The organism is Scandinavium sp. (assembly GCF_051650185.1).
Classification (GTDB): domain Bacteria; phylum Pseudomonadota; class Gammaproteobacteria; order Enterobacterales; family Enterobacteriaceae; genus Scandinavium.
Map to the genome: position 1 here is coordinate 20,460 of NZ_JBOFIN010000023.1, position 22,922 is coordinate 43,381.

The following is a 22,922-nucleotide window of genomic DNA, read 5'->3' on the forward strand; positions in this document are numbered from 1 at the left end:
CCTTTAAAGGGAGAGGGAGCAAATCATGCCCTCTCCCCTTTGAGGAGAGGGCTAGGGTGAGGGGCAATCTACGTGAGGTCACTATGTCATCACTCAGTCTGAACGCCTTAAACGAACTGCCGAAAGTCGACCGCGTGCTGCAACTGGCGGAAACCAACGCTCAACTGGAAAAGCTTAGCGCTGAAGAGCGCGTCGCCTGGGCGCTGGAAAACCTGCCCGGCGAGTATGTGCTCTCTTCAAGCTTCGGTATTCAGGCGGCGGTGAGTCTGCATCTGGTTAATCAGGTCAGCCCGGGTATTCCCGTGATTCTCACTGATACAGGCTATTTGTTCCCGGAGACCTATCAGTTTATCGATGAGCTGACCGACAAGCTGAATCTGAACCTGAAGATTTATCGTGCAGAACAGAGCCCGGCGTGGCAGGAAGCGCGTTACGGTAAGCTGTGGGAGCAGGGCGTTGAAGGCATTGAGAAATACAATGACATCAACAAAGTCGAACCGATGAACCGGGCGCTGAAAGAGCTGAACGCGCAAACCTGGTTTGCTGGCCTGCGCCGCGAGCAATCCGGCAGCCGCGCCACGCTTCCGGTGCTGGCTGTTCAGCGTGAAGTCTTCAAAGTACTGCCGATCATCGACTGGGACAATCGCACGGTGTACCAGTATCTGCAAAAGCATGGCCTGAAATACCATCCGCTGTGGGATCAGGGCTATTTGTCCGTGGGCGATACGCACACCACGCGCAAATGGGAACCTGGCATGGCAGAAGAAGAAACCCGTTTCTTTGGGTTAAAACGCGAATGCGGGTTGCACGAAGGGTAAGATTCTCAGAAATAGCGAACGCCTCATGCTGAAAAGTGTGGGGCGTTTTTTTATCTTGCGAGCCGCTTTCCAGTATCCGTATTTAGGTGCAGCAAGAGCAGGGAATTCAGCGTTAGTATGACGGCGGGTGCTTGAGGCTAGCTGGCGTTGAGCATTTGCGAGGTTCCAGATAGATGAAAGCCCCAGGAGATATTTTTATCAACCTGAGGCCTACATACCGAACCTAGCAATTCGGATGTTAGTCTCTTCTTTGCAGGGAGGCAAGGCATGCTGACAAAATACGCCCTTGTGGCGATCGTCGTACTGTGTCTCACAGTGCTGGGATTCACGTTAATGGTGCGCAACTCGCTATGCGAGTTAAGTATCAGAGAGCGTGGTATGGAGTTTAAAGCTGTTCTCGCTTACGAATCGAAGAAGTAGCTAAAACGCGGGGGCAACCCCGCGTACCGGAGTGTGACAGTCGGTTCTCCTGCACCCATTCACTAAACCTTCTTTGCTGAAATGACTGACTCAACGTGATTCACTTCTTCAACTGACCATACGCTGAGCCCTGCACTTTGACATTCCGGGGCGGGACCCCGAACTCTTTGCGAAAACAGGTCGCAAACCAGGAGTGATCGTCAAAGCCACAGTCCTGTGCAACAGAGGTAATGGCTTTGTTGGTATAAAGCAGCTGATACAGTGCGTTAAACAGACGCAATTTGTTTAAATAGCGCTGAGGCGACAGCCCGATATCTTTATCAAGGTAGCGATGCATGGTTCTCACCGTAATAGAAAATTGTGCCGCCACCTCTCCCCAGTTGACCTGCTCCTGATAGTGCGTATGTAGCCAGCGGATTAACCGTAGCGTCCTTCTCTCGTTGGTGTTGTTTTTATCATAAAAATAGCTGCAATAGCGGATATCGACTAATAGCCTTAAAAACAGGCTTTCCTGTTCGATATAGCCTTTATCCTGGCTGGCGATTAATTTATCCAGCGATGCCTGAATCAGGCTGGCACTGTTTCGATCTAAAAAGCGGTGAATATGAAATGAGGCAAATTGTTTAGGGATTAGCGCCTCAAATCCTTTTATCAAATGGAAATGTTCGGATGGCTGATAGTAGATATTGAGCGTACTCAGATTTTGCGTATGTTCGTAGAGTTGCAGATCGTTGGCCTGGGTAAAAAACAGCATTCTGGGGTAAATGGTGTAGGGCTTGTCGTTAATAATGTGCAGGCCAATGCCATTGGTAATAAAGGTGATTTTACTGAAATTAAAGTTGGGTTTTGGCGAGTAGTGCTGCGGGGTTCTGGACGTAATGATGATATTTTGATGCTCGGAAATAAAGTGATCCTGAAACGTTGATTTATTCATGGGCAAAAAGTCACCTTTGAGGCTTGATCAGGGCCAGCGGGAACGGCCAGCTGGCCCTGATACTACAGCAGGGACTCCGCTAAAACAGCCCCAGAGGCAGCATTTCCCCATACCGTGTCCACAACGCAGGAAGCCTATTTTTCGCCGAAGCCTGCATCAAACAGCGCTTTGAGATCTGAATAAACCCCCTGTTCGTCTGGTCCATCACAAATTACCTCGACGCTGGCGCCTCCGGTGATGCCTGCGGTCATTAATCCGATGACGCTTTTCCCCTTAATGACCTTATCCTTAAATAAAAACTCAACTTTAGCGTGATGCTTTGAGACTATTTTTACTATTGCACTGGCCGGTCGGGCATGTAAGCCAGTGGTGTTATTCACCCTGAGCGTTTCTTTAATCATTCGCTTTCTTCCGGAAATAAATGAAATTGGGCCTGGCCTGTGCTTAAAGCTTTATCAGCATGTCGCTGTGCCCGGTAGTAAAATAATCGTTCATCACGCTTTTCAACAAATAAGGTGCTTTGGGGATCGCATCAATCGTATCGCCCGCAATATGGGGCGTAAGGGTAATGTTATCCAGTTCAAGCAAAGGATCACCAGGCTCAATCGGTTCATACCAGCTGACATCCAGCGCCGCACCCGCAATACGTTTGGTCCGTAAGGCGGCAACCAAATCCTCTTTGCAGATGACGCCCGCTCTGGCTGTGTTGATGATGTAGCTGCCTGGTTTCATCTGTTCAAATATCGCTTTGTTGATCATGCCTTCCGTTTCGGGGGTTAAGCGCATATGTAAAGACAGAATGTCGGCTTGTGAAACCACCTTTTCCAGAGGCAGCAGCGCCACCTGAATGCCTTCTTTCTCCAGCGTGGCGGGATCGATAAAGGGATCGTGTGCAATCACGGTTATCCCTAAAGCATTCAGCCTCCTGGCGACTAGCTTGCCAATGTAGCCCAGCCCAATCAGGCCAACCGTATGGCTGGCGAGGACGGTTTTAAAGGCGTCATTGGAAAAGCTCTTACGCCACTGGCCCGTTTTAATCGCATGGTGCGCACGAGCGATATTTCGCGTCTCGGCGTACATCAGGCTCAACGTAAAGTCGGCCACCGGCTCAGCATTGCGGATCACATGAATGAGCGTCACGTTTTTCTTCTTCACGCTATCCAGCGCAATATGCTCAAGCCCACCGCGGCAGGTTCCAATGAGCTTCAGCTTGTCGGCGGCCTCCAGCATGGCCTCAGAGACGGGCGCAATATGAACCAAAAGGTAATCGGCATCGCGCATCGCCTCGATAATGCCTTCCGGCACAGGGACGGCTTCAGGGCCGTTTTTCTCAATTAACAGGATTTTGGCCTGAAACGCTTCCTTTTCCAGATGCGAGAACCATTCGAACGTCGTCATTTCCAGCTCTGCGCCATTCATCCCCGGGAAATCGATGCCCCTGGCGGCATCAATTAACGTCGCGCTGCTGACCAGGGCATCTCCAACAATAACCAGTTTCATTGTGACACTCCTTGTTCAATTGCGGGGTTGGGTTCATCGGGTGGGAGGACTTGTCTTTCAAGATACGCATGGATGGCATCGCGCTTAATGCGTACGAATAGATAGAACACGATATAAACCAGGACGCTGAGCGCAATATAGAGCGGGTTTTGCGTCAGGAAGATCAGGAATAAACCGCCCATCAGGTGGTTGGTCATCACCGCAAAGCTGCAAATTAACAGTGCTCCGGCCGGTAAAATAACCCCAACGCTTTTGGCCACATCGGTAAAAACCGGCGCGACAGCGGTAATGATATAGAGGCCGCCAACACACCAGATAGCACCTGATATCAGCGACTTAAAGATATTTCCGCCGGAGATAGCGATGATGAGCTCAATCATGTACGGGATGGCAATCAGGTCGACCATGGGCAAGGTCTGATTGCCCGGTAACACGATAGCCAGGATAAAAATGACAGGGATCAGCAGCATACCTGTCAGCAGCGTGGCGGATTCGCCGTAGCCTGCCGCATCGTTGATGGCCAGATACCAGACCCGATTTCTACCGCTGCTTTTCGCTGTTTTCCTGGACGCATCAGTGATGGTGGTAAACGCCGAGGCAAACACGCCGGCAATTTTAGGGAAGATACTCATCACCGCCGCAGTGGCGACACCCACTTTACAGACTTCACCCCAGGCTTCGAGGCTGTCGAGGCGAGTATAGTTGCCCGCAAGGCCAATTAAGCAGCCTAATACCAGACCCAGACTGACGGGTTCACCCATAAAGCCCAGTTTTTCCTGAAGGGTTTCCGGGTTCCATTTGACCTTATTGGCTCCCAGTTTGTTAAGGATCCAGTCGACCACAATGGCTAACGGTACGGAACAAACGTGGTGTGGGGCCGTCATGGTACAGCCGGGATAGCCGTAATAATTTGACCAGCGTTTGGCCACAATTTCTGAACACACCAAAGAGTACAAATTCGACAGCAGCATCAGCCCAATCGCCAGATAGATGTTGCCGGTGGCGATATAGAGCATCGAGCCCCAGAGCATAAAGGAGAAGTTATTCCACATGTCCGACGGCATAAAGATGTTGGTGAATCGGGTGGCAAACAGGATCGTCTGGAACAGCAGCCCAAGGCCTAAAAAGATCATCCCGACATGGGTGGAGTAAGCGACAACGCTGGTCGCTTGCCATCCGGTGTCCAGGATGCGCAGCGAGATACCGGATGTTTCCACCATCCTGGTGATCACCGGCGTGACCACAGGCGTATAGGCACCAATCAGCATGCCAAAGCCCGTGAGGCCAATACCGGCATTCAAACCGGCTTTCATCGCTTTTTTATGATTCACCTTCATGATCAGCGCGATAATATAAATGATAAAGGGCACGATTATCGCAGCGCCGAAGGAGTTCATGATTTTTGACAGAAGATCTAACATATTCCCCTCTCATGCTTTTGTATTCAGAAGGCGGCTGAGAACTCAGGATCTGGCCCACAATACCTTCTGATGGGTGTGCCACGTTCTTGCAGAAAATAGCCTCTGCAACAAAGAAACGGGCTGTCAGCGAGTGACAAAATAACAGTCTCCATAAACTGGCGTTTAGGGAGGTAAGGTATTTAAATGTTTAATTTCTCTACCGCGGTGAGCAGTTCTTCAATAAATCCATCTTCATCGGTTCCAATTAATAATCCGACGGCATTAATTGTTGGAATAGAGTAGGTGTCTTTCAACGGGCTGGTGTGCACAATAATATCCCATTTTCCTGTGCTTAATTGGCCTTCCACTCCACCAGGATTGACTTCAACCGTTTTGGCTTTATATCCATTGACGTCAAGGATGTCTTTTACTTTTTCGGCAACCATCGAACTGGTGACGGTGCCAGAACCGCAAACAGAAATGACATTGATATTTTTCATCTTTGCTTCCTTTATAGGTCTTTTGGTGGGCTATAAAATTCCGACTCGCGGTGTGACATTGAAAGTGTCTGCCAGCGCTTTTAGCTCTTCGGTGGTGATGGATTGCTTAATTCCTGAAGTCGCGGCAGAGGCACGTAAATAAATCTCTGCGGCTTTGTCGACGGTTTCGACCAGGCCGAGGGCATCATCCAGATTGCAGCCTGCGCCCATAATGCCGTGATGCGCCCAGATAACGATGCGGCAATATTCCATTTTGGCGGCAGAGGCTAAGCCAAGTTCGATGGTGCCAGCCACCATCCAGGGGACGATGCCAACGCCTTCCGGGAACACCACCAGGCATTCCGTAATCTGCTGCCACAGCGTTTTCGAAAATGTCTTTTCATCAAGATCATGAACAAACGTCATCGCAATCGTGGCGGTCGCATGGGTATGCAGAATAACGCGGTGATCGGCATCCTGCTTCAGACGCGTATCGTGGCATTTTAAATGAGAGGCCAGTTCGCTGGTCGGCGTGCCGCCATTAACCAGACCCCACAGTCGATGATAATACTGACCATCCTCGGATACTTTCAGAATAACCAGGGTGTCGGCAGGGTTTTTGATGACGTTGCGAAAATATTTCCCGGAACCTGACACAAGGAAGATTTTATTGGCCAAATCCGGAAGGGCGATGGGAAGCGCAATGGTTTCGAGATACTGCTGTGTATTCAAATAAGGCGCGACTTCCTCTTCCTTCAGAAGATAACTGATATTCCCGCCATTTCTTTCGGCCCAGCCTTTTTCCCATAACTTAAGGGTAATATCGCTCATTTCCTTAATAAAGGGCGCTTCATTAATATTATAGATAATCATGGTGTTTACCTTTTTATGAAAGTGAATGAAAGAAGGCGTAAACGTCTTCCGTTGAGGTTAATGCCTTCAGTGTCTGTACCCGATCGTGGTGCGAGAAAAGGGACATGAGTGTCTGGAGCAAGGCGATTTGATTCTCTGCCTGGGTTACGCCCAGTGAAAAAATCCAGTCGACTTCAATTTTTTCATCCGTGGTGCCCATCACCAAAAAGGGCAGGGGTTTTGCCAGTTGAGTAATGGCGATGAAGGGCTTTTTAATATGCTGTGGATCGGTATGAGGGATCGCAATATTCAGCCCCATGGCTGCCAGGCCTGTGGGGTATTCCTGCTCTCTGGCCACAATGTTGTCGAGGTAGCTTGCTGCCACGTAGTCCTGAAGATACAGGGCCTGGAAAGAGTGTTGAAAGAAATCGTCCTGATCGTGATAGACGGCATTTAAGGTGATCAGAGAAGGGGAGATAACATCACTTATCGCGCTGCTCATCTTGTATTATCCATGCTTTGATGTCCCGGTTAATGGCCATTGTTCGCCAGCGTGTGCTGCTGACTGCCATCTTAGGACGCAGGGCCGGGATTTCATTAGGGCGGTGGACGGGGAACGAAAAAACCTGTCTGTGTGACTAAACTGCGGGTGACGCTTATCACAAGTTGTTGATATTTCCTTCCGACCCGATTGAGGGATAAAGAAAAGGGCGAGTGATTGCTCACCCACCCGTTTTGCGAAGTGGCATCATAAACCGGGTTGGTTACTGATGCTTAATTTTCCCTGCCTTTGCCAGTTCCTTCATCAAAGGCAGCATCACGCGCACAACGTCGCGGGCACGGTGTTCGATGCGGCCCGGCAGAACTTTGTCGATGTACTGCTGGTTATCCAACTGGACGTTATGCCAGCTGGTGCCATCCGGGAACGCGTGCGATTTTGCTCGCTGCTGGAATCCATCCTTATTGCCCAGTGACCAGTTGGTGGCTTCAACGGACAGCACCGGAATGCCGGCTTTGTCGAAGATCTCCGCATCGTTACAGCAGCCTGTTCCTTTTGGATACGTTGGGTTCAGCCCCGGATTGCTGATGGCCTGAATACCGTGGCTGTGTGCGATGTTTAGCGCCCGATCGCGTGTCAATTTGCGCACAGAGGCGGGCGTGGTTTTGCCGCTGTTGAAATAAAGTTTGTCGCCCACCACCAGGTTATCGAGATTAATCACCAACAGGGTGTTCTTTTTCTCTTCAGGGCTCATGCGTTTAAGCATGTTTTCTGCGCCCAGTTTTCCCTCTTCTTCACCGCTGGTGGCGATAAAGCGAATACTGTATTCGGTGGGAATATCTTTCAGGCGTTCGGCCAGTTCGAGCATCACGCCGACGCCCATTGCGTTATCGTCGATGCCCTGCAACGTCAAACCGCCGAGATTCTTTTCCACGTCGGTGTCGCTGTGTGGGGCATAGGTATCCAGGTGTGCCATCACGATAATCTGCTGGCTGGCTTTGCCTTCGTGTGCGGCGATGACCGTGCTGCCGGTGACGTTATGCCAGTTCTGCCGATTATCTTTGCTGGTATAAATGAAGCGGCTTTTAAAGGTGCGGATATCGCTCTCGTAACCCATCTGGGATAACTGCTGGCGGACATAATCGGCGGAGAGCATCTCGGCCGGGCTGCCCGTCATTCGCCCGGGAAAATAGGTGGCGATATGGCGTGCTTGTTCATTGGCGATATGACCGGCGGGCACAGCGGCGGCGAAAACAGAGGTCGAAAAACATGCGCCAATCGCGAGCGGCAGCAGGCGGCGGCACAATGCGGAAAACATAATGTGTCCTTACATGAGGGCAAAATAATGAACCGCACTAGTATGAAACTGTGATCGGCTCAACACAATTTCATTTCGTCCTAAACTGCCCAAAAAACGCGCACTAAGCACTTTTTTATCTGACCTTTGCTGAAGTGTTATTCCTTTGCGGAACTACTCATTCCATTTCGTAATTTCATTTGATCTGAGCCTCCCCCTATAGTCGCCCTATGACTGAATGTGAACGAGTTGTCGCCCCGTGGACTATTTGCCTCTCTTTGCTGAACTGAAAGACCGCCCGGTTTTGGTGATCGGCGCAGGCGATGTTGCTGCCCGCAAAATCGTGCTGCTACGCCGGGCGGGTGCCCGCGTGCGCCTGGTGGCCCGTGAGATAGCGCCAGAAATCGCCGAACAAGTAGAGAGCGGTGATATCACAATGCTCGCCGAAGAGTTTGACGAGGCCCAGATTGACACCGTGTTCCTGGTAGTCGCCGCGACGGACGATGCTGAACTCAATCAGCGCGTATTTGCTGCCGCGGACGCTCGCCAGCGTCTGGTGAACGTGGTTGATAACCCGCCGCTTTGCTCGTTCATTTTCCCCTCGATTGTCGATCGCTCGCCGTTGATGGTGGCTATTTCTTCCAGCGGCTCAGCGCCGGTGCTGGCAAGGCTGCTGCGGGAAAAAATTGAGGCGCTGCTGCCGACCAACATTGGACGCATGGCGCAGGCGGCGAGCTATTGGCGTCATCACTTGCAGACGCGGGTGAAGAGCGTGGCGGAGCGTCGTCGTTTCTGGGAGCGCGTCTTTACCGGACGTTTCGCCAGCCAGATGCTGGCCGGGAATGAAGCGGCGGCTCAGCAGGCGCTGGAAGATGAACTTAATCAGCCCGAACGTAGCATGGGCGATATCACGCTGGTTGGCGCAGGGCCAGGCGATGCAGGTTTGCTCACGCTTCGTGGCTTGCAGGTTATCCAGCAGGCCGATGTGGTGTTTTACGACCATCTGGTGACGGAATCGGTGCTTGAGCTTGTTCGCCGCGATGCGGATCTCATCTGCGTTGGCAAACGCGCAGGCAGCCACAGCGTGCCTCAGCATGAAACGAATCGGCTGCTGGTGGAGGCCGCGCTTCAGGGCAAAAGCGTGGTGCGTCTGAAAGGCGGCGACCCGTTTATTTTCGGTCGCGGCGGTGAAGAGCTACAGGCGGCAGCAGAAGCTGGCGTGCCGTTCCAGGTGGTGCCTGGCGTTACCGCAGCCGCAGGGGCAACGGCCTATGCCGGGATCCCATTAACACACCGGGAACACGCCCAGAGCGTGACCTTCGTGACCGGACATTACAAAGCCGACAGCACGCCGTTTGACTGGGCGCACCTGGCGCAAAGTCGTCAGACGCTGGCGATTTACATGGGCACCATGAAGGCGGCAGAAATCAGCCAGCAGCTTATCCAGCATGGGCGTGATGCTTCGACCCCGGTGGCGGTGATAAGCCGCGGCACTCGCGCAGATCAACAGGTCAGCGTCGGCACATTACAACAACTCGAGAGCCTTGCGAAAGATGCCCCGATGCCAGCGCTGCTGGTAGTCGGTGAGGTGGTGCAGCTGCATCATCAGCTCGCCTGGTTTCAACACAACCCACAACAGGAGGGCTTTAACTCCTCCGTGGTGAATCTGGCTTAAGGAACGGTTATGGACCAAAAACGACTCACTCACTTGCGGCAGCTGGAGGCGGAAAGCATCCACATCATCCGTGAAGTGGCGGCTGAATTTTCCAACCCGGTGATGATGTACTCCATCGGCAAGGATTCCAGCGTGATGCTGCATCTGGCGCGCAAGGCGTTCTATCCGGGAACCTTGCCTTTCCCGCTGCTGCACGTGGATACCGGCTGGAAATTCCGTGAGATGTACGAATTCCGTGACCGCACGGCGAAAGCCTACGGCTGTGAGCTGTTAGTGCATAAAAACCCGGAAGGGGTGGCGATGGGCATCAACCCGTTCGTGCACGGCAGCGCTAAACACACTGACATCATGAAAACCGAAGGCCTGAAGCAGGCGCTGAATAAATACGGTTTCGACGCCGCATTTGGCGGGGCTCGTCGTGATGAAGAAAAATCTCGTGCGAAAGAACGTATCTACTCTTTCCGCGACCGTTTCCATCGCTGGGACCCGAAAAATCAGCGTCCGGAGCTGTGGCACAACTACAACGGCCAGATTAACAAAGGCGAGAGCATTCGCGTGTTCCCGCTCTCCAACTGGACTGAGCTGGATATCTGGCAGTACATCTATCTGGAAAATATTGAGATCGTTCCGCTGTATCTGGCGGCACCGCGTCCGGTGCTGGAGCGTGACGGTATGCTGATGATGATCGACGACGATCGTATTGATTTGCAGCCGGGCGAGGTTATCAAACAACGCATGGTGCGCTTCCGTACCCTCGGCTGCTGGCCGCTGACCGGCGCGGTGGAGTCTGAAGCGCAGACGCTGCCGGAAATTATCGAAGAGATGCTGGTGTCGACCACCAGTGAACGACAGGGCCGCGTGATTGACCGCGACCAGGCAGGCTCCATGGAGCTTAAGAAACGTCAGGGTTATTTCTAAGGAGCCGCCATGAACACCACGATTGCACAACAGATTGCCGATGAAGGCGGTGTGGAAGCGTATCTGCACGCTCAGCAGCACAAAAGCCTGCTGCGCTTTTTGACCTGCGGGAGCGTCGACGATGGCAAAAGCACGCTGATTGGGCGCTTGCTGCACGACACTCGTCAGATTTACGAAGATCAGCTCTCTTCGCTGCACAATGACAGCAAACGTCACGGCACGCAGGGTGAGAAGCTGGATCTGGCGCTGCTGGTAGATGGCTTACAGGCTGAACGCGAGCAGGGCATCACGATTGATGTCGCGTATCGCTATTTCTCCACCGAGAAGCGCAAATTTATCATCGCCGACACGCCGGGGCATGAGCAGTACACCCGCAATATGGCGACCGGCGCGTCGACCTGCGAACTTGCGATCCTGCTAATGGATGCCCGTAAAGGCGTACTGGACCAAACCCGTCGCCACAGCTTTATCTCCACGTTGCTGGGGATTAAGCACCTGGTTGTTGCGTTGAACAAAATGGATCTGGTGAACTACAGCGAAGACACCTTCAACGAAATCCGTGAAGCGTACCTGACCTTTGCCGAGCAGTTGCCGGGCGAGCTGGATATCCGCTTTGTGCCGCTGTCTGCCCTGGAAGGCGATAACGTCGCCAGCCAGAGCGAGAAAATGCCCTGGTACAGCGGCCCGACGCTGCTGGAAGTGCTTGAAACGGTGGAAATCAAACGCGTGGTGGAAAGCCAGCCGCTGCGTTTCCCGGTGCAGTATGTGAACCGTCCTAACCTCGATTTTCGCGGGTTTTCGGGCACGCTGGCCTCCGGCACGGTGAGCGTCGGGCAGCGCGTGAAAGTGCTGCCATCGGGCGTGGAATCTGCTGTTGCGCGGATCGTCACTTTTGACGGTGACCTGCAACAGGCTGCGGCGGGCGAGGCCATCACGCTGGTTCTGAAAGATGAAATCGACATCAGCCGTGGCGATCTGCTGGTGGATGTGACTGAAACCCTGCCTGCGGTACAAAGCGCCAGTGTGGACGTGGTGTGGATGGCGGAACAACCTCTGCAACCGGGCCAAAGTTACGAGATTAAAATTGCGGGCAAGAAAACCCGTGCGCGTGTGGACGGTGTGCAGTATCAGTTTGATATCAATAATCTGACTCAGCTTGAAGCGACGCAACTGCCGCTGAACGGTATCGGTCTGGTTGATTTGACCTTTGATGAGCCGCTGGTGCTGGATAAATATCAGCAAAACCCGGTGACGGGTGGCCTTATCTTTATCGACCGTCTGAGTAACGTGACTGTCGGCGCGGGTATGGTACGTGAACCGCAGCAGGAAAAAACGGCACAGGCTGGTACGGATTACAGCGCTTTTGAGCTTGAGCTGAACGCGCTGGTACGCAAACACTTCCCGCACTGGGGCGCACGCGACCTGCTGGGAGGCAAGTAATGGCCCAGCATGACGAAAACGTCGTCTGGCACGCGCATCCGGTTACGCAGCATCAGCGCGAGCAACTCCACGGGCATCGTGGGGTTGTGCTGTGGTTTACCGGGCTTTCGGGCTCGGGAAAATCCACGGTCGCCGGTGCGCTGGAAGAGGCGCTGCATGAAATTGGCGTCAGCACGTATCTGCTGGATGGCGATAACGTCCGTCACGGTCTGTGCAGCGACCTGGGTTTTAGCGATGACGATCGTAAAGAGAACATTCGCCGCGTGGGTGAAGTGGCAAAGCTGATGGTCGATGCCGGGCTGGTGGTGCTGACGGCGTTTATTTCGCCTCATCGGGCAGAGCGGCAAATGGTTCGTGAACGTGTGGGCGAAACGCGCTTTATTGAGGTGTTTGTCGACACGCCGCTTGAGGTGTGTGAAACGCGCGATCCTAAGGGCCTGTACAAGAAAGCGCGAGCCGGGGAACTGCGTAATTTCACCGGAATCGACTCCGTTTACGAAGCGCCAGAAAAGGCAGAAATCCACCTTGATGGCGAACAATTGGTAACAAATTTGGTTAACCAATTATTAGACCTGCTGAGACAGGGCGATATTATCAGATCCTGAGACCCGGCCGGTATTCCGGCCAAGTCAGGAAACAGGATTTGATATGCGTAATACCCAAAATATAACCCTGAGCCGTGCAGAACCCATGAACAGCGACAACGAAGAGACTACCTGGTCTTTTTCTGGCGCAGTCGTGGGTTTTGTTGCGTGGCTGCTGGCACTGGGTATCCCGGTTTTGTTCTACGGCAGCAACACCCTGTTTTTCTTCCTCTACACCTGGCCCTTCTTTCTGGCGCTGTTACCCGTCTCGGTGGTGATTGGTATCGCGCTGCATTCGTTGCTCAACGGCAGGCTGCTTTACAGCATCGTGGTGACGCTTATCACCGTAGCGGCGCTGTTCGCTTTGCTGTTTTTATGGCTGCTGGGTTGATCCCTGTCTGATATGCATTCTGATTGCAATGAGTCATACGACTCGACGAGCAAAATGTGGTACATTCCCGGCGTTATGCGGCATCGTCCGCACGCCAGAGGCGAGTACTCCGGCAAGTTACGGGATGATGATGCCGTTTTTCAGGGGGCAGGATGGGTAAATTAACGCTGCTATTGCTGGCTTTACTGGTCTGGCTACAGTATTCATTGTGGTTCGGCAAGAATGGCCTTCACGACTACAGTCGCGTCAATGACGACGTGGTCGCACAGCAGGCAACTAACGCCAAACTTAAAGCGCGCAACGATCAGCTTTTCGCCGAAATTGACGATCTCAATGGTGGCCAGGAAGCTATCGAAGAACGCGCTCGCAACGAACTGAGCATGACGCGCCCGGGCGAAACCTTTTATCGTCTGGTGCCTGATGCGTCAAAACGTAATCAAAGCCAGAGCTCAGGGCAAAACAATCGATAAACAGACGCCAGGATAACGACATGGCAGCCACTTTTCCGGGCATTTGTGCCGTGGTGCCGGCAGCCGGCTTTGGCCGCCGCATGCAAACGGAATGCCCGAAACAATACCTTTCAATCGGTAACAAAACGATTCTGGAACACTCGGTAGCCGCACTGCTGGCGCACCCGGGTGTGGAACGCGTGATCATCGCGATTAGCGACGGTGATGTGCGCTTCCGGCAACTTCCCCTCGCGCAACACCCCCAAATCACTGTCGTTGAAGGCGGCGCTGAACGTGCGGATTCCGTTCTGGCGGGCCTGCGCGCGGCGGGCGATGCGCAATGGATTCTGGTGCATGATGCGGCGAGGCCTTGTCTGCATCAGGACGATCTTGAGCGCCTGATAGCGCTGCGCGAAACAAGCCGTGTCGGCGGCATTCTGGCTGCACCCGTGCGTGACACTATGAAGCGTGCCGAACCCGGCAAAGATGCCATCGCCCATACAGTCGACAGAAACGATCTCTGGCACGCGCTCACCCCACAATTTTTCCCTCGCGAACTATTGTTTGACTGCCTGACCCGGGCGCTCAACGAAGGCGCGGTGATAACGGATGAAGCGTCGGCGCTGGAATATTGTGGCTTCCATCCACAGTTAGTCGCCGGACGCGCTGATAATATTAAAGTGACCCGCCCGGAAGACCTGGCGCTGGCAGAATTTTACCTTACCCGATGCGGACTTCAGGAGCAGGCATAATGCGAATTGGACACGGTTTTGACGTACACGCTTTTGGCGGTGAAGGCCCGATTATCATTGGCGGCGTACGTATCCCTTACGAAAAAGGCCTGCTGGCACATTCCGACGGTGACGTAGCGCTGCATGCGCTGACCGACGCGCTGTTAGGCGCCGCCGCTCTGGGCGACATCGGCAAATTGTTCCCGGACACCGATCCGGCGTTTAAAGGTGCCGACAGCCGCGAGCTGCTGCGGGAAGCCTGGCGTCGAATTCAGGCAAAAGGCTACAGCCTTGGCAACGTCGATGTCACTATCATCGCGCAGGCCCCGAAAATGCTGCCGCACATTCCACAGATGCGAGTGTTTATTGCTGAAGATCTCGGTTGCCACATGGATGACGTTAACGTCAAAGCGACCACCACCGAAAAACTCGGGTTTACCGGGCGCGGAGAAGGGATTGCCTGTGAAGCCGTGGCGTTGTTGCATAAGGTCAAGCCATGATTGCCCTCGATGAACTCACTTACCTGCACGGAAAACCGCAGGGGCAGGGGCTGCTGAAAGCCAATCCGGAAGATTTTCTGGTGGTCGAGGATTTAGGTTTTGAGCCTGACGGCGAAGGCGAACACGTGCTGGTCCGTATCCTGAAAAACGGTTGCAACACGCGCTTTGTGGCCGACGCGCTGGCAAAGTTCCTGAAAATTCATGCCCGTGAAGTGAGTTTCGCCGGACAGAAAGACAAACATGCCGTCACCGAACAATGGCTTTGCGCGCGCGTGCCGGGCAAAGAGATGCCTGATTTAAGCAAATTTGAGCTTGAGGGCTGTAAAGTCCTTGAATATGCCCGCCATAAACGCAAGCTGCGTTTGGGAGCACTGAAAGGCAACGCGTTCACGCTGGTTCTGCGGGAAATCACTAACCGCGACGACGTGGAAGCTCGTCTTCAGGCCATTGTGGAAAAAGGTGTGCCGAACTATTTTGGCGCGCAACGCTTCGGGATTGGCGGCAGCAACCTGCAGGGCGCATTGCGCTGGGCGCAGAGTGATGCTCCCGTCCGCGACCGTAATAAGCGCAGTTTTTGGTTGTCGGCAGCCCGCAGTGCGTTGTTTAATCAGCTGGTCAGTGAACGGTTAAAAAAACCGGACTTTAATCAAGTTGTTGACGGCGATGCGCTACAATTAGCGGGACGGGGAAGCTGGTTCGTGGCAACGGACGAAGAGATGTCCGAACTTCAGTCCCGGGTCGACAGTCGCGCTCTGATGATCACCGCGTCACTGCCTGGCAGCGGTGAGTGGGGAACACAGCGCGCCGCTCTGGATTTTGAGCAACAAACGCTTGCCGACGACACGCTGCTGCAATCCTTATTGCTGCGCGAAAAAGTCGAGGCGGCGCGACGAGCAGTGCTGCTCTATCCGCAACAACTTAGCTGGAACTGGTGGGATGACGTCACCGTTGAGGTGCGTTTCTGGCTGCCTGCAGGCAGTTTTGCCACCAGTGTGGTAAGGGAACTTATCAACACAACGGGTGATTATGCGAATATTGCTGAGTAACGATGACGGGGTTCATGCGCCAGGTATACAGACGCTAGCCAAAGCCTTGCGCGAGTTTGCCGAGGTTCAGGTTGTCGCACCCGATCGTAATCGCAGCGGAGCATCTAATTCGCTGACCCTGGAGTCGTCGCTTCGCACCTTCAGTTTTGAAAACGGTGATATCGCTGTGCAGATGGGCACACCGACCGATTGCGTGTTCCTTGGCGTCAATACGCTGATGCGACCACGCCCAGATGTGGTGGTTTCCGGCATCAATGCCGGGCCAAATCTTGGCGACGACGTTATCTATTCCGGCACGGTAGCCGCAGCAATGGAAGGTCGCCATCTTGGTTTTCCCGCCCTGGCTGTCTCCCTCAACGGGTACAAGCATTACGATACGGCCGCGGCGGTCACCTGCTCGATTCTGCGAGCCCTTGCCCGGGAGCCATTGCGCACCGGCCGCATCCTGAATATCAACGTGCCGGACCTGCCGCTCTCAGAAGTCAAAGGCATTCGCGTGACTCGCTGCGGCAGCCGCCATCCGGCCGATAAAGTCATTCCTCAACAAGATCCGCGCGGCAACACGCTTTACTGGATTGGGCCGCCTGGCGACAAATGCGATGCCGGGCCTGACACAGACTTCGCCGCCGTTGAGGAAGGCTACGTTTCTGTCACGCCACTGCACGTAGATTTGACGGCTTACAGCGCTCAGGACGTGGTGGCTGGCTGGTTAGATCGTGTTGGAGTTGATGTGCAATGGTAAGCAAACGCGTACAAAGCCTTCTCAATCAGCTGCGAAATCAGGGCATTCTGGACGAGCACGTGCTCGACGCTATCGCTCAGGTTCCGCGCGAAAAGTTTATTGACGAAGCCTTTGAACACAAAGCCTGGGAAAACGTTGCGCTGCCAATAGGTCAGGGACAAACCATCTCACAACCCTACATGGTGGCGCGGATGACCGAGCTGCTTGAGCTGACACCGGACTCCCGGGTGCTGGAAATTGGCACCGGTTCAGGCTATCAGACGGCAATTCTTGCCCACCTGGTGCATCACGTTTGTTCCGTCGAACGAATCAAAAGCCTGCAATGGCAGGCTCGCCGTCGCCTGAAACAGCTTGATTTACATAATGTTTCAACTCGGCATGGCGATGGCTGGCAAGGCTGGCACGCACGCGCGCCATTTGATGCCATTATTGTTACGGCAGCGCCGCTGGAAATTCCGACCGCGCTGATGTCACAGCTTGCTGAAGGCGGCATTCTGGTTTTACCTGTTGGCGAAGAACATCAGTTACTGAAACGTGTTCGCCGACGGGGAGATGACTTTATTATCGATACCGTAGAAGCGGTTCGCTTTGTACCCTTAGTGAAGGGCGAACTGGCGTAATACAGGAGTTTTCCTGTTTCTTTCACTGCGCTCTTTGGCGTAGGGTTAGCACACTTTTTTTGCGTGATTACCGCTGCGCTATGCGGTTTCTAAGACACTGGCAGTTAACACATTCCTGGGGGATAAATGAGCACGGGAAGCCCAAAATTCACCGTTAGTCGCGTTGCGGCATTATCACTGGTTTCACTCTGGCTGGCGGGATGTACCTCGTCCAATAATGCGCCAGCTCCGGTCAGTTCTGTCGGCGGCACAGGCTCCGATTCTGGAATGTTGATTACCCCGGCGCAAAAAGGGGGCATGGCACCGCAGACGGCTCCACAGCCACAGCCTGTGCAAACGGCTCCTGTACAACCCCAAATTCAGCCGATGCAGACGCAGCCTGCAGCCAGCTCGCAAAGCACCGTCCAGATTGTTAATGGCCATGCTGTCTATAACCGTAAATACGGTGATATTCCAAAAGGCAGCTATACCGGTGGCAGCACTTATACCGTTAAACGCGGCGACACCCTGTTCTATATCGCATGGGTAACCGGGAACGATTTCCGTGACCTGGCGCAGCGCAACAATGTGGCTGAACCTTATGCGCTGAACGTTGGTCAGGTTCTGCAAGTGGGCAACGCGAGCGGCCAGCCCATTACCGGCAATAACGCCGTAGCACAGGCCAGTGAACAAGCCAGCACCGCTTCGCCTGGATTAGTCTCAAAACCTGCACAAAATTCCTCCGCAGTGGTTGCGTCTCAACCAACAATTACGTATTCTGAGGATTCAGGTGAACAAAGTGCTAACAAAATGTTGCCTAATAACAAGCCTGCGACGCCTGTCACAGCGCCTGTTACGGCACCTGTTGTCAGTACAACCCAACCAACTGCAAGCAGTACGTCTACCAGTTCGCCGATCTCCTCCTGGCGCTGGCCGACTGACGGCAAAATCATCGAAAACTTTAGTGGCGGCGATGGCGGCAACAAAGGTATCGATATTGCAGGCAGTAAAGGACAGGCTATCGTCGCGACCGCAGATGGGCGCGTCGTTTATGCCGGTAACGCACTGCGCGGTTACGGTAATCTTATTATCATCAAACACAACGATGATTACCTGAGCGCCTACGCCCATAACGACACAATGCTGGTCCGGGAACAACAAGAGGTCAAGGCGGGGCAGAAGATAGCTACTATGGGTAGCACCGGAACCAGTTCAACACGCTTGCATTTTGAAATTCGTTACAAGGGGAAATCCGTCAACCCGCTGCAGTATTTGCCGCAGCGATAATTTGGCGAAACAACCGTGAGGTGTGTTTCGTCCAGGGATCACGGGTAGGAGCCACCTTATGAGTCAGAATACGCTGAAAGTTCATGATTTAAATGAAGATGCGGAATTTGATGAGAACGGAGCAGAGGCTTTCGATGAGAAAGCCTTAGTAGAAGAGGAACCCAGTGATAACGACCTGGCTGAGGAAGAGCTGTTATCGCAGGGCGCCACACAGCGTGTGCTTGATGCGACTCAGCTTTACCTTGGGGAGATTGGTTACTCCCCACTGCTAACGGCCGAAGAAGAAGTGTATTTCGCACGTCGTGCGTTGCGTGGTGATGTCGTCTCGCGCCGCCGGATGATAGAAAGCAACCTGCGTCTGGTGGTGAAAATTGCCCGTCGTTATAGCAATCGTGGTCTGGCACTGCTGGACCTGATTGAAGAGGGCAACCTGGGGCTGATTCGCGCGGTCGAAAAATTCGACCCGGAACGCGGATTCCGTTTCTCGACCTACGCAACCTGGTGGATTCGTCAGACCATTGAACGGGCTATCATGAACCAAACCCGTACCATTCGTCTGCCTATCCACATTGTCAAAGAGCTCAACGTTTACCTGCGTACCGCACGTGAGTTGTCCCATAAGCTGGACCACGAACCGAGCGCCGAAGAGATCGCTGAGCAACTGGACAAACCGGTTGATGACGTCAGCCGTATGCTGCGTCTCAACGAGCGCATTACCTCGGTCGACACCCCGCTGGGTGGCGATTCCGAAAAAGCGCTGCTGGACATCCTGGCCGATGAAAAAGACAACGGCCCGGAAGACACCACGCAGGACGATGACATGAAACAGAGCATCGTCAAATGGCTGTTCGAACTGAACGCCAAACAGCGTGAAGTGCTGGCGCGACGTTTCGGTTTACTGGGGTATGAAGCTGCGACACTGGAAGATGTTGGCCGTGAAATTGGCCTGACTCGTGAACGTGTCCGTCAGATTCAGGTAGAAGGTTTGCGCCGCCTGCGTGAAATCCTGCAGGGGCAAGGGCTGAATATCGAAGCGCTGTTCCGCGAGTAAAATCTCCTCCTATAAAAAAGACCCGCTTTGATAGCGGGTCTTTGCTTTTTGGGCCTTAGCCATTATTCACTGACCGCCTGCTTGATGCCCAGCGCCTGTCGGCGAACCCAGAGGATGATTGCCGCCAGCACCACCACCGGCAGTAACGGATCCAGCCAACTGCCGCCGGAGCCGAACAGCAGGTTGATAAGCGCCACGCCCGTACCGCCAATAGCCCAGGCGATGGTTGTCGGCACCGACCACACCACCATCTGCTGCTTGACGTCGGACACGCCCATCATCCGGTTGACCACCCAGAACAGGCTGTCGTTAAAGTAGCCGAAGAACAGCGACCCCATCGTCGCCGCCTGCGCGGCCAGCAGCATGTTGATGCCGGGGATCTGCGCCAGAATGGGCGCGGAAATCGAGGCGGCGGTGATCATCGCCACCGTGCCGGAGCCCTGGATCAGCCGCACCAGCGTGGCGACGATAAACGGGATCAGAATGGGCGAAATCGACAGATTCGCCACCTGTTCCGCCAGCTGTTGGCCTGCACCGCTTTCGCGCAAAATAGCCCCCAGCGCGCCGCCCGCACCGGTCACCAGCAGAATGATCCCCGCACTCTGCAAGCCTTCCTCCAGCCGCTCGGCGGTAGTGTGTTTGTCCATCTTTGGCACCAGGGTATAGACCGCCAGCAGCACGCTTACCGCCAGGGCGATGATCGGGCTGCCCACAAAGCCGATCGCGGCCACCAGCGGATTTTCCAGCAACCCGTCAAGTCCTTCGACTGTGGCGAGCGTGGTGAGGATCGCTTTAAGGAAGATCAGCACAATCGGCACGACGATCGGCAGCAGCGACAGCGTCAGGCTCGGCAGATCCTTCTGCTCTTTTTCAGCGTTGTAGCGCTCCAGTGCCGCCTCTACTTCCTGCGGATTAAGGGTTTGCGGCGTGAAGTCGGGATAGCGCTTATCCAGCCAGCGGGCATAAAACACGATGCCGATCACGCAGGGCACCGCCAGCACCATTCCGGTCAGCAGCATCGCGCCGACATCCACGCCGAAAATCCCGGCGACGCCCAGCGGCCCCGGCGTCGGCGGCACCGTATGGTGGGTCACCACCAGTCCGCCCGCCAGCGCCACGCCAAGGGTCAGCAGCGAGCGCTTGCCTTTTTTCGCCAGCGCTTTCGCCACCGGGTAGAGGATGACGAACGCCGAATCGACGAAGATTGGAATGCTGACGATATAGCCGGTGATCGCCAGCGCCCACTCTTCCCGCCGCTTACCAAGCCACTTGATAAAGCTCCAGGCGATGCGCTCAGCGGCACCGGAGACTTCCAGCAGCCGCCCCATCATCACCCCCAGCCCGATAACAATACCGATGCTGCCCAGCGTCGAACCGAAGCCGCTGACGATCACTGACAGGGTTTTCTCGCTGCCCATACCGCCAATGAGCCCGGCGATACAGGCCGCCGCCAGCATGGCGATCAGCGCGTGGACGCGGGTGCGCAGCACCAGCCAGACGAGAACGAAGACCGCGATAATCAGGCCGATAATCGGCGTTGGCAGGCTGCTCATGGCGCCTCCGCAAGATCTTCGGTGAGGAAGCGATCGACGATGGCGCGGAAGCTGTCGTCAGCCTGAAAACCAAGCGCCAGCGCCCGTTGATTATCGATGCGCCCCGGCCAGGAGGCGACGATGGCGGAAATGGCCTCGTCGTGCTGCTGGCTGACTCTGGCGCGTGCTTCATCGCCTGCCACCGCGCGCAGGGTTTCCAGCATCTCGCCGACGGTGACGCTGAGACCCGGCAGATTGAGGCTGCGGGCGTCGCCGGGAGCGGGAAGGGTCGCGGCCCGCAGCAGATTAGCGATCACCGTCGCCGGGCTTGAGATCCAAAGCCGCAGGCTCTCCGGCACCGGACAGACGGCGGTATCGCCCTGCAAAGGCTCGCGCACGATCGAGCTGACAAAAGAAGAGGCTGCGCGGTTCGGCTTGCCCGGACGTACGCAGATGGTCGGCAGGCGCAGCGCCAGTCCGTCGACATAGCCCTTGCGGGTGTAGTCGTTCACCAGCAGCTCGCAGGCGGCTTTTTGCGCGCCGTAGGAGGAGCGGGGCGTCAGCGCGGTGGCATCGGTAACGGTTCCCGGCAGCGTTCCGCCGTAGACCGCCAGCGAGCTGGAGAAGACGAAGCGGATCCCCGGTCGGCGGCGACAGGCTTCCAGTAACTGGCGGGTCAGATCGAGATTGACCTGCCAGCCGAGATCGAAATCCTCTTCGGCGTGGCTGCTGACGATAGCCGCCAGATGGTAGACCACGCCGGTGCGGTCGCTTATCAGGTCTTCAACCACGCCAGGGCGGGTCAGATCGGCCTCCAGGCAGCGCAGGCGGGGAGAGTCTGACAGCCGGGGCGGCATCTTCAGGTCCACCAGCAGCAGTTCATCGAACGGGATCGAAGCCTGTAACAGGGCGCTGGCGAGCTTCTGGCCTAAAAAGCCGCCTCCGCCGGTAATGATAATCTGCATCCGGAACTCCTCATTTCTGATTGTAGGGGGTATCTCAGCGCCAGGCGGCAAGCCAGCCCAGCCCTGCTGCGGTGGTGGTTCTTGGGTGGTACTCGCAGCCGATCCAGCCGCGATAGCCCACGGCGTCGAACAGCTGGAACAGCCAGGGGTAATTGATTTCGCCGTCGTCGGGTTCGTTGCGATCGGGAAGCGAAGCCACCTGAACGTGGACATAGCGCCCCGCATACTCGCGGATCAGATGGCTGAGGTTGCCGTCCACCTTCTGGGCGTGAAAGGTGTCGAGCTGAAGAAAGACGTTCGCTCTGTCCACCTCATCGACGATCGCCAGCGCCTGATACTGGCTGGCGAAGAGGTAGCCGGGCTTCACGCCGGGGCTGAGTGCCTCTACCAGCACGCGTTTGCCGTGCGGCGCAAAGCGCTCTGCGGCGTAGCGCAGGTTGCTGATAAAGGTGGCCCGGCAGGCTTCGGGGTCGGCATCCTGCGGGACGACGCCCGCCATCACGTGAACCTGCTCGCATCCCAGCGCCAGCGCATATTCCAGCGCGAGGTCAATATCTTCCCGCGCCTCCTGCTCCCGGCCCGGCAGGACGCTGCGGCCCCACTCACCTGCGTTGACTTCGCCGGGGCTGGTGTTGAACAGCGCCAGCGTCAGCCCATACTTATCAAGCTGTTCGCGGATCGTGGCAGGCGGATAGTCGTAGGGAAACAGAAACTCCACCGCCTGGAAACCCGCCTGCGCGGCGGCGGCAAAGCGTTCCATAAACGGCACTTCGGTAAACATCATTGACAGATTGGCAGCAAAACGTGGCATAG

Annotated in this window: 27 protein-coding genes; 15 read left to right on the forward strand and 12 right to left on the reverse strand. The window is 54.9% G+C overall.

Going from position 1 to position 22,922, the window contains the following annotated elements; all coding sequences use genetic code 11:
* Nucleotides 1–83: 83 nt before the first annotated feature.
* Nucleotides 84–818 carry a phosphoadenosine phosphosulfate reductase gene (gene cysH / locus ACRCWW_RS02610; protein WP_438681004.1) on the forward strand — a complete coding sequence of 245 codons (735 nt, stop codon included), beginning with the start codon at nt 84–86 and terminating at the stop codon, nt 816–818.
* 267 nt (nt 819–1,085) lie between these two features.
* Entirely contained in the window at nt 1,086–1,238 is a 153-nt protein-coding gene (locus ACRCWW_RS02615) for a Hok/Gef family protein (protein ID WP_438681005.1), read from the forward strand.
* A 100-nt stretch (nt 1,239–1,338) separates the two neighbouring features.
* Here the strand turns inward: ACRCWW_RS02615 and ACRCWW_RS02620 are convergent, their stop codons facing one another.
* From ACRCWW_RS02620 to ACRCWW_RS02655, 8 genes are all read right to left on the reverse strand, one after another.
* A complete protein-coding gene (locus ACRCWW_RS02620) occupies nt 1,339–2,172 on the reverse strand; it encodes a helix-turn-helix domain-containing protein (RefSeq protein WP_438681006.1) in 834 nt (277 codons plus the stop codon).
* Between the two features lie 134 nt (nt 2,173–2,306).
* Nucleotides 2,307–2,573: an HPr family phosphocarrier protein gene (locus ACRCWW_RS02625; protein ID WP_438681007.1), complete on the reverse strand. Its 267-nt coding sequence runs from the start codon at nt 2,571–2,573 to the stop codon at nt 2,307–2,309.
* Between the two features lie 43 nt (nt 2,574–2,616).
* On the reverse strand, nt 2,617–3,672 hold the full coding sequence (locus tag ACRCWW_RS02630; protein WP_438681008.1) for a 2-hydroxyacid dehydrogenase: 1,056 nt from the start codon (nt 3,670–3,672) through the stop codon (nt 2,617–2,619).
* The gene (locus ACRCWW_RS02635) at nt 3,669–5,093 is read right to left on the reverse strand and encodes a PTS galactitol transporter subunit IIC (protein WP_438681009.1); all 1,425 of its coding nucleotides are present in this window, start codon (nt 5,091–5,093) and stop codon (nt 3,669–3,671) included. Before ACRCWW_RS02635 ends, ACRCWW_RS02630 begins: the two co-directional genes overlap by 4 nt.
* A gap of 179 nt (nt 5,094–5,272) precedes the next feature.
* Nucleotides 5,273–5,572, reverse strand: a complete 300-nt coding sequence (locus ACRCWW_RS02640; RefSeq protein WP_438681010.1) for a hypothetical protein — start codon at nt 5,570–5,572, stop codon at nt 5,273–5,275.
* 30 nt (nt 5,573–5,602) lie between these two features.
* Nucleotides 5,603–6,424 carry a rhamnulose-1-phosphate aldolase gene (rhaD, locus tag ACRCWW_RS02645; protein ID WP_438681011.1) on the reverse strand — a complete coding sequence of 274 codons (822 nt, stop codon included), beginning with the start codon at nt 6,422–6,424 and terminating at the stop codon, nt 5,603–5,605.
* Between the two features lie 13 nt (nt 6,425–6,437).
* On the reverse strand, nt 6,438–6,905 hold the full coding sequence (locus ACRCWW_RS02650; RefSeq protein WP_438681012.1) for a PTS sugar transporter subunit IIA: 468 nt from the start codon (nt 6,903–6,905) through the stop codon (nt 6,438–6,440).
* A gap of 262 nt (nt 6,906–7,167) precedes the next feature.
* Nucleotides 7,168–8,220, reverse strand: coding sequence for an aminopeptidase (locus ACRCWW_RS02655; protein ID WP_438681013.1), 1,053 nt, complete (start codon nt 8,218–8,220; stop codon nt 7,168–7,170).
* Nucleotides 8,221–8,458: 238 nt separating this feature from the next.
* On the opposite strand from ACRCWW_RS02655, the gene cysG reads away from it, so the two are divergent.
* The 11 genes from cysG (at nt 8,459) to ACRCWW_RS02710 (ending at nt 17,295) form a co-directional block, all read left to right on the forward strand.
* Nucleotides 8,459–9,874 (forward strand): siroheme synthase CysG, encoded by a 1,416-nt coding sequence (cysG, locus tag ACRCWW_RS02660; protein ID WP_438681014.1) that lies wholly within the window; start codon nt 8,459–8,461, stop codon nt 9,872–9,874.
* A gap of 9 nt (nt 9,875–9,883) precedes the next feature.
* Nucleotides 9,884–10,792 (forward strand): sulfate adenylyltransferase subunit CysD, encoded by a 909-nt coding sequence (cysD, locus tag ACRCWW_RS02665; RefSeq protein WP_312628706.1) that lies wholly within the window; start codon nt 9,884–9,886, stop codon nt 10,790–10,792.
* A 9-nt stretch (nt 10,793–10,801) separates the two neighbouring features.
* Entirely contained in the window at nt 10,802–12,232 is a 1,431-nt protein-coding gene (gene cysN / locus ACRCWW_RS02670; protein WP_438681015.1) for a sulfate adenylyltransferase subunit CysN, read from the forward strand.
* Nucleotides 12,232–12,837, forward strand: a complete 606-nt coding sequence (gene cysC / locus ACRCWW_RS02675; RefSeq protein WP_438681016.1) for an adenylyl-sulfate kinase — start codon at nt 12,232–12,234, stop codon at nt 12,835–12,837. Before cysN ends, cysC begins: the two co-directional genes overlap by 1 nt.
* Before the next feature lie 43 nt (nt 12,838–12,880).
* Complete coding sequence (locus ACRCWW_RS02680; RefSeq protein WP_438681017.1) at nt 12,881–13,207, forward strand: DUF3561 family protein; 327 nt, start codon at nt 12,881–12,883, stop codon at nt 13,205–13,207.
* Between the two features lie 152 nt (nt 13,208–13,359).
* Entirely contained in the window at nt 13,360–13,677 is a 318-nt protein-coding gene (gene ftsB / locus ACRCWW_RS02685; RefSeq protein ID WP_330982890.1) for a cell division protein FtsB, read from the forward strand.
* 20 nt (nt 13,678–13,697) lie between these two features.
* On the forward strand, nt 13,698–14,408 hold the full coding sequence (ispD, locus tag ACRCWW_RS02690; RefSeq protein WP_438681018.1) for a 2-C-methyl-D-erythritol 4-phosphate cytidylyltransferase: 711 nt from the start codon (nt 13,698–13,700) through the stop codon (nt 14,406–14,408).
* Nucleotides 14,408–14,887 carry a 2-C-methyl-D-erythritol 2,4-cyclodiphosphate synthase gene (gene ispF / locus ACRCWW_RS02695; RefSeq protein ID WP_404658330.1) on the forward strand — a complete coding sequence of 160 codons (480 nt, stop codon included), beginning with the start codon at nt 14,408–14,410 and terminating at the stop codon, nt 14,885–14,887. Before ispD ends, ispF begins: the two co-directional genes overlap by 1 nt.
* On the forward strand, nt 14,884–15,933 hold the full coding sequence (truD, locus tag ACRCWW_RS02700; protein ID WP_438681019.1) for a tRNA pseudouridine(13) synthase TruD: 1,050 nt from the start codon (nt 14,884–14,886) through the stop codon (nt 15,931–15,933). Before ispF ends, truD begins: the two co-directional genes overlap by 4 nt.
* Nucleotides 15,914–16,675: a 5'/3'-nucleotidase SurE gene (gene surE, locus ACRCWW_RS02705; RefSeq protein ID WP_438681020.1), complete on the forward strand. Its 762-nt coding sequence runs from the start codon at nt 15,914–15,916 to the stop codon at nt 16,673–16,675. The genes truD and surE overlap by 20 nt, the downstream gene beginning before the upstream one ends.
* Complete coding sequence (locus ACRCWW_RS02710; protein WP_438681021.1) at nt 16,669–17,295, forward strand: protein-L-isoaspartate(D-aspartate) O-methyltransferase; 627 nt, start codon at nt 16,669–16,671, stop codon at nt 17,293–17,295. The genes surE and ACRCWW_RS02710 overlap by 7 nt, the downstream gene beginning before the upstream one ends.
* 104 nt (nt 17,296–17,399) lie before the next feature.
* Here the strand turns inward: ACRCWW_RS02710 and ACRCWW_RS02715 are convergent, their stop codons facing one another.
* Entirely contained in the window at nt 17,400–17,531 is a 132-nt protein-coding gene (locus ACRCWW_RS02715) for a peptidase (RefSeq protein ID WP_330982913.1), read from the reverse strand.
* On the opposite strand from ACRCWW_RS02715, the gene nlpD reads away from it, so the two are divergent.
* Both nlpD and rpoS read left to right on the forward strand, forming a co-directional pair.
* A complete protein-coding gene (nlpD, locus tag ACRCWW_RS02720) occupies nt 17,473–18,561 on the forward strand; it encodes a murein hydrolase activator NlpD (protein WP_438681032.1) in 1,089 nt (362 codons plus the stop codon). The genes ACRCWW_RS02715 and nlpD overlap by 59 nt on opposite strands.
* A 58-nt stretch (nt 18,562–18,619) precedes the next feature.
* A complete protein-coding gene (gene rpoS, locus ACRCWW_RS02725) occupies nt 18,620–19,612 on the forward strand; it encodes an RNA polymerase sigma factor RpoS (RefSeq protein WP_438681022.1) in 993 nt (330 codons plus the stop codon).
* A 62-nt stretch (nt 19,613–19,674) separates the two neighbouring features.
* Here rpoS and ACRCWW_RS02730 read toward each other — a convergent pair whose 3' ends face one another.
* From ACRCWW_RS02730 to ACRCWW_RS02740, 3 genes are read right to left on the reverse strand one after another with little or no spacing between them, the layout of a single operon-like run.
* Nucleotides 19,675–21,165, reverse strand: a complete 1,491-nt coding sequence (locus tag ACRCWW_RS02730) for a GntP family permease (RefSeq protein ID WP_438681023.1) — start codon at nt 21,163–21,165, stop codon at nt 19,675–19,677.
* Nucleotides 21,162–22,109 carry a D-erythronate dehydrogenase gene (gene denD, locus ACRCWW_RS02735; protein ID WP_438681024.1) on the reverse strand — a complete coding sequence of 316 codons (948 nt, stop codon included), beginning with the start codon at nt 22,107–22,109 and terminating at the stop codon, nt 21,162–21,164. Before denD ends, ACRCWW_RS02730 begins: the two co-directional genes overlap by 4 nt.
* Before the next feature lie 34 nt (nt 22,110–22,143).
* Nucleotides 22,144–22,920 carry an HPr family phosphocarrier protein gene (locus ACRCWW_RS02740; RefSeq protein ID WP_438681025.1) on the reverse strand — a complete coding sequence of 259 codons (777 nt, stop codon included), beginning with the start codon at nt 22,918–22,920 and terminating at the stop codon, nt 22,144–22,146.
* Nucleotides 22,921–22,922: the final 2 nt, after the last annotated feature.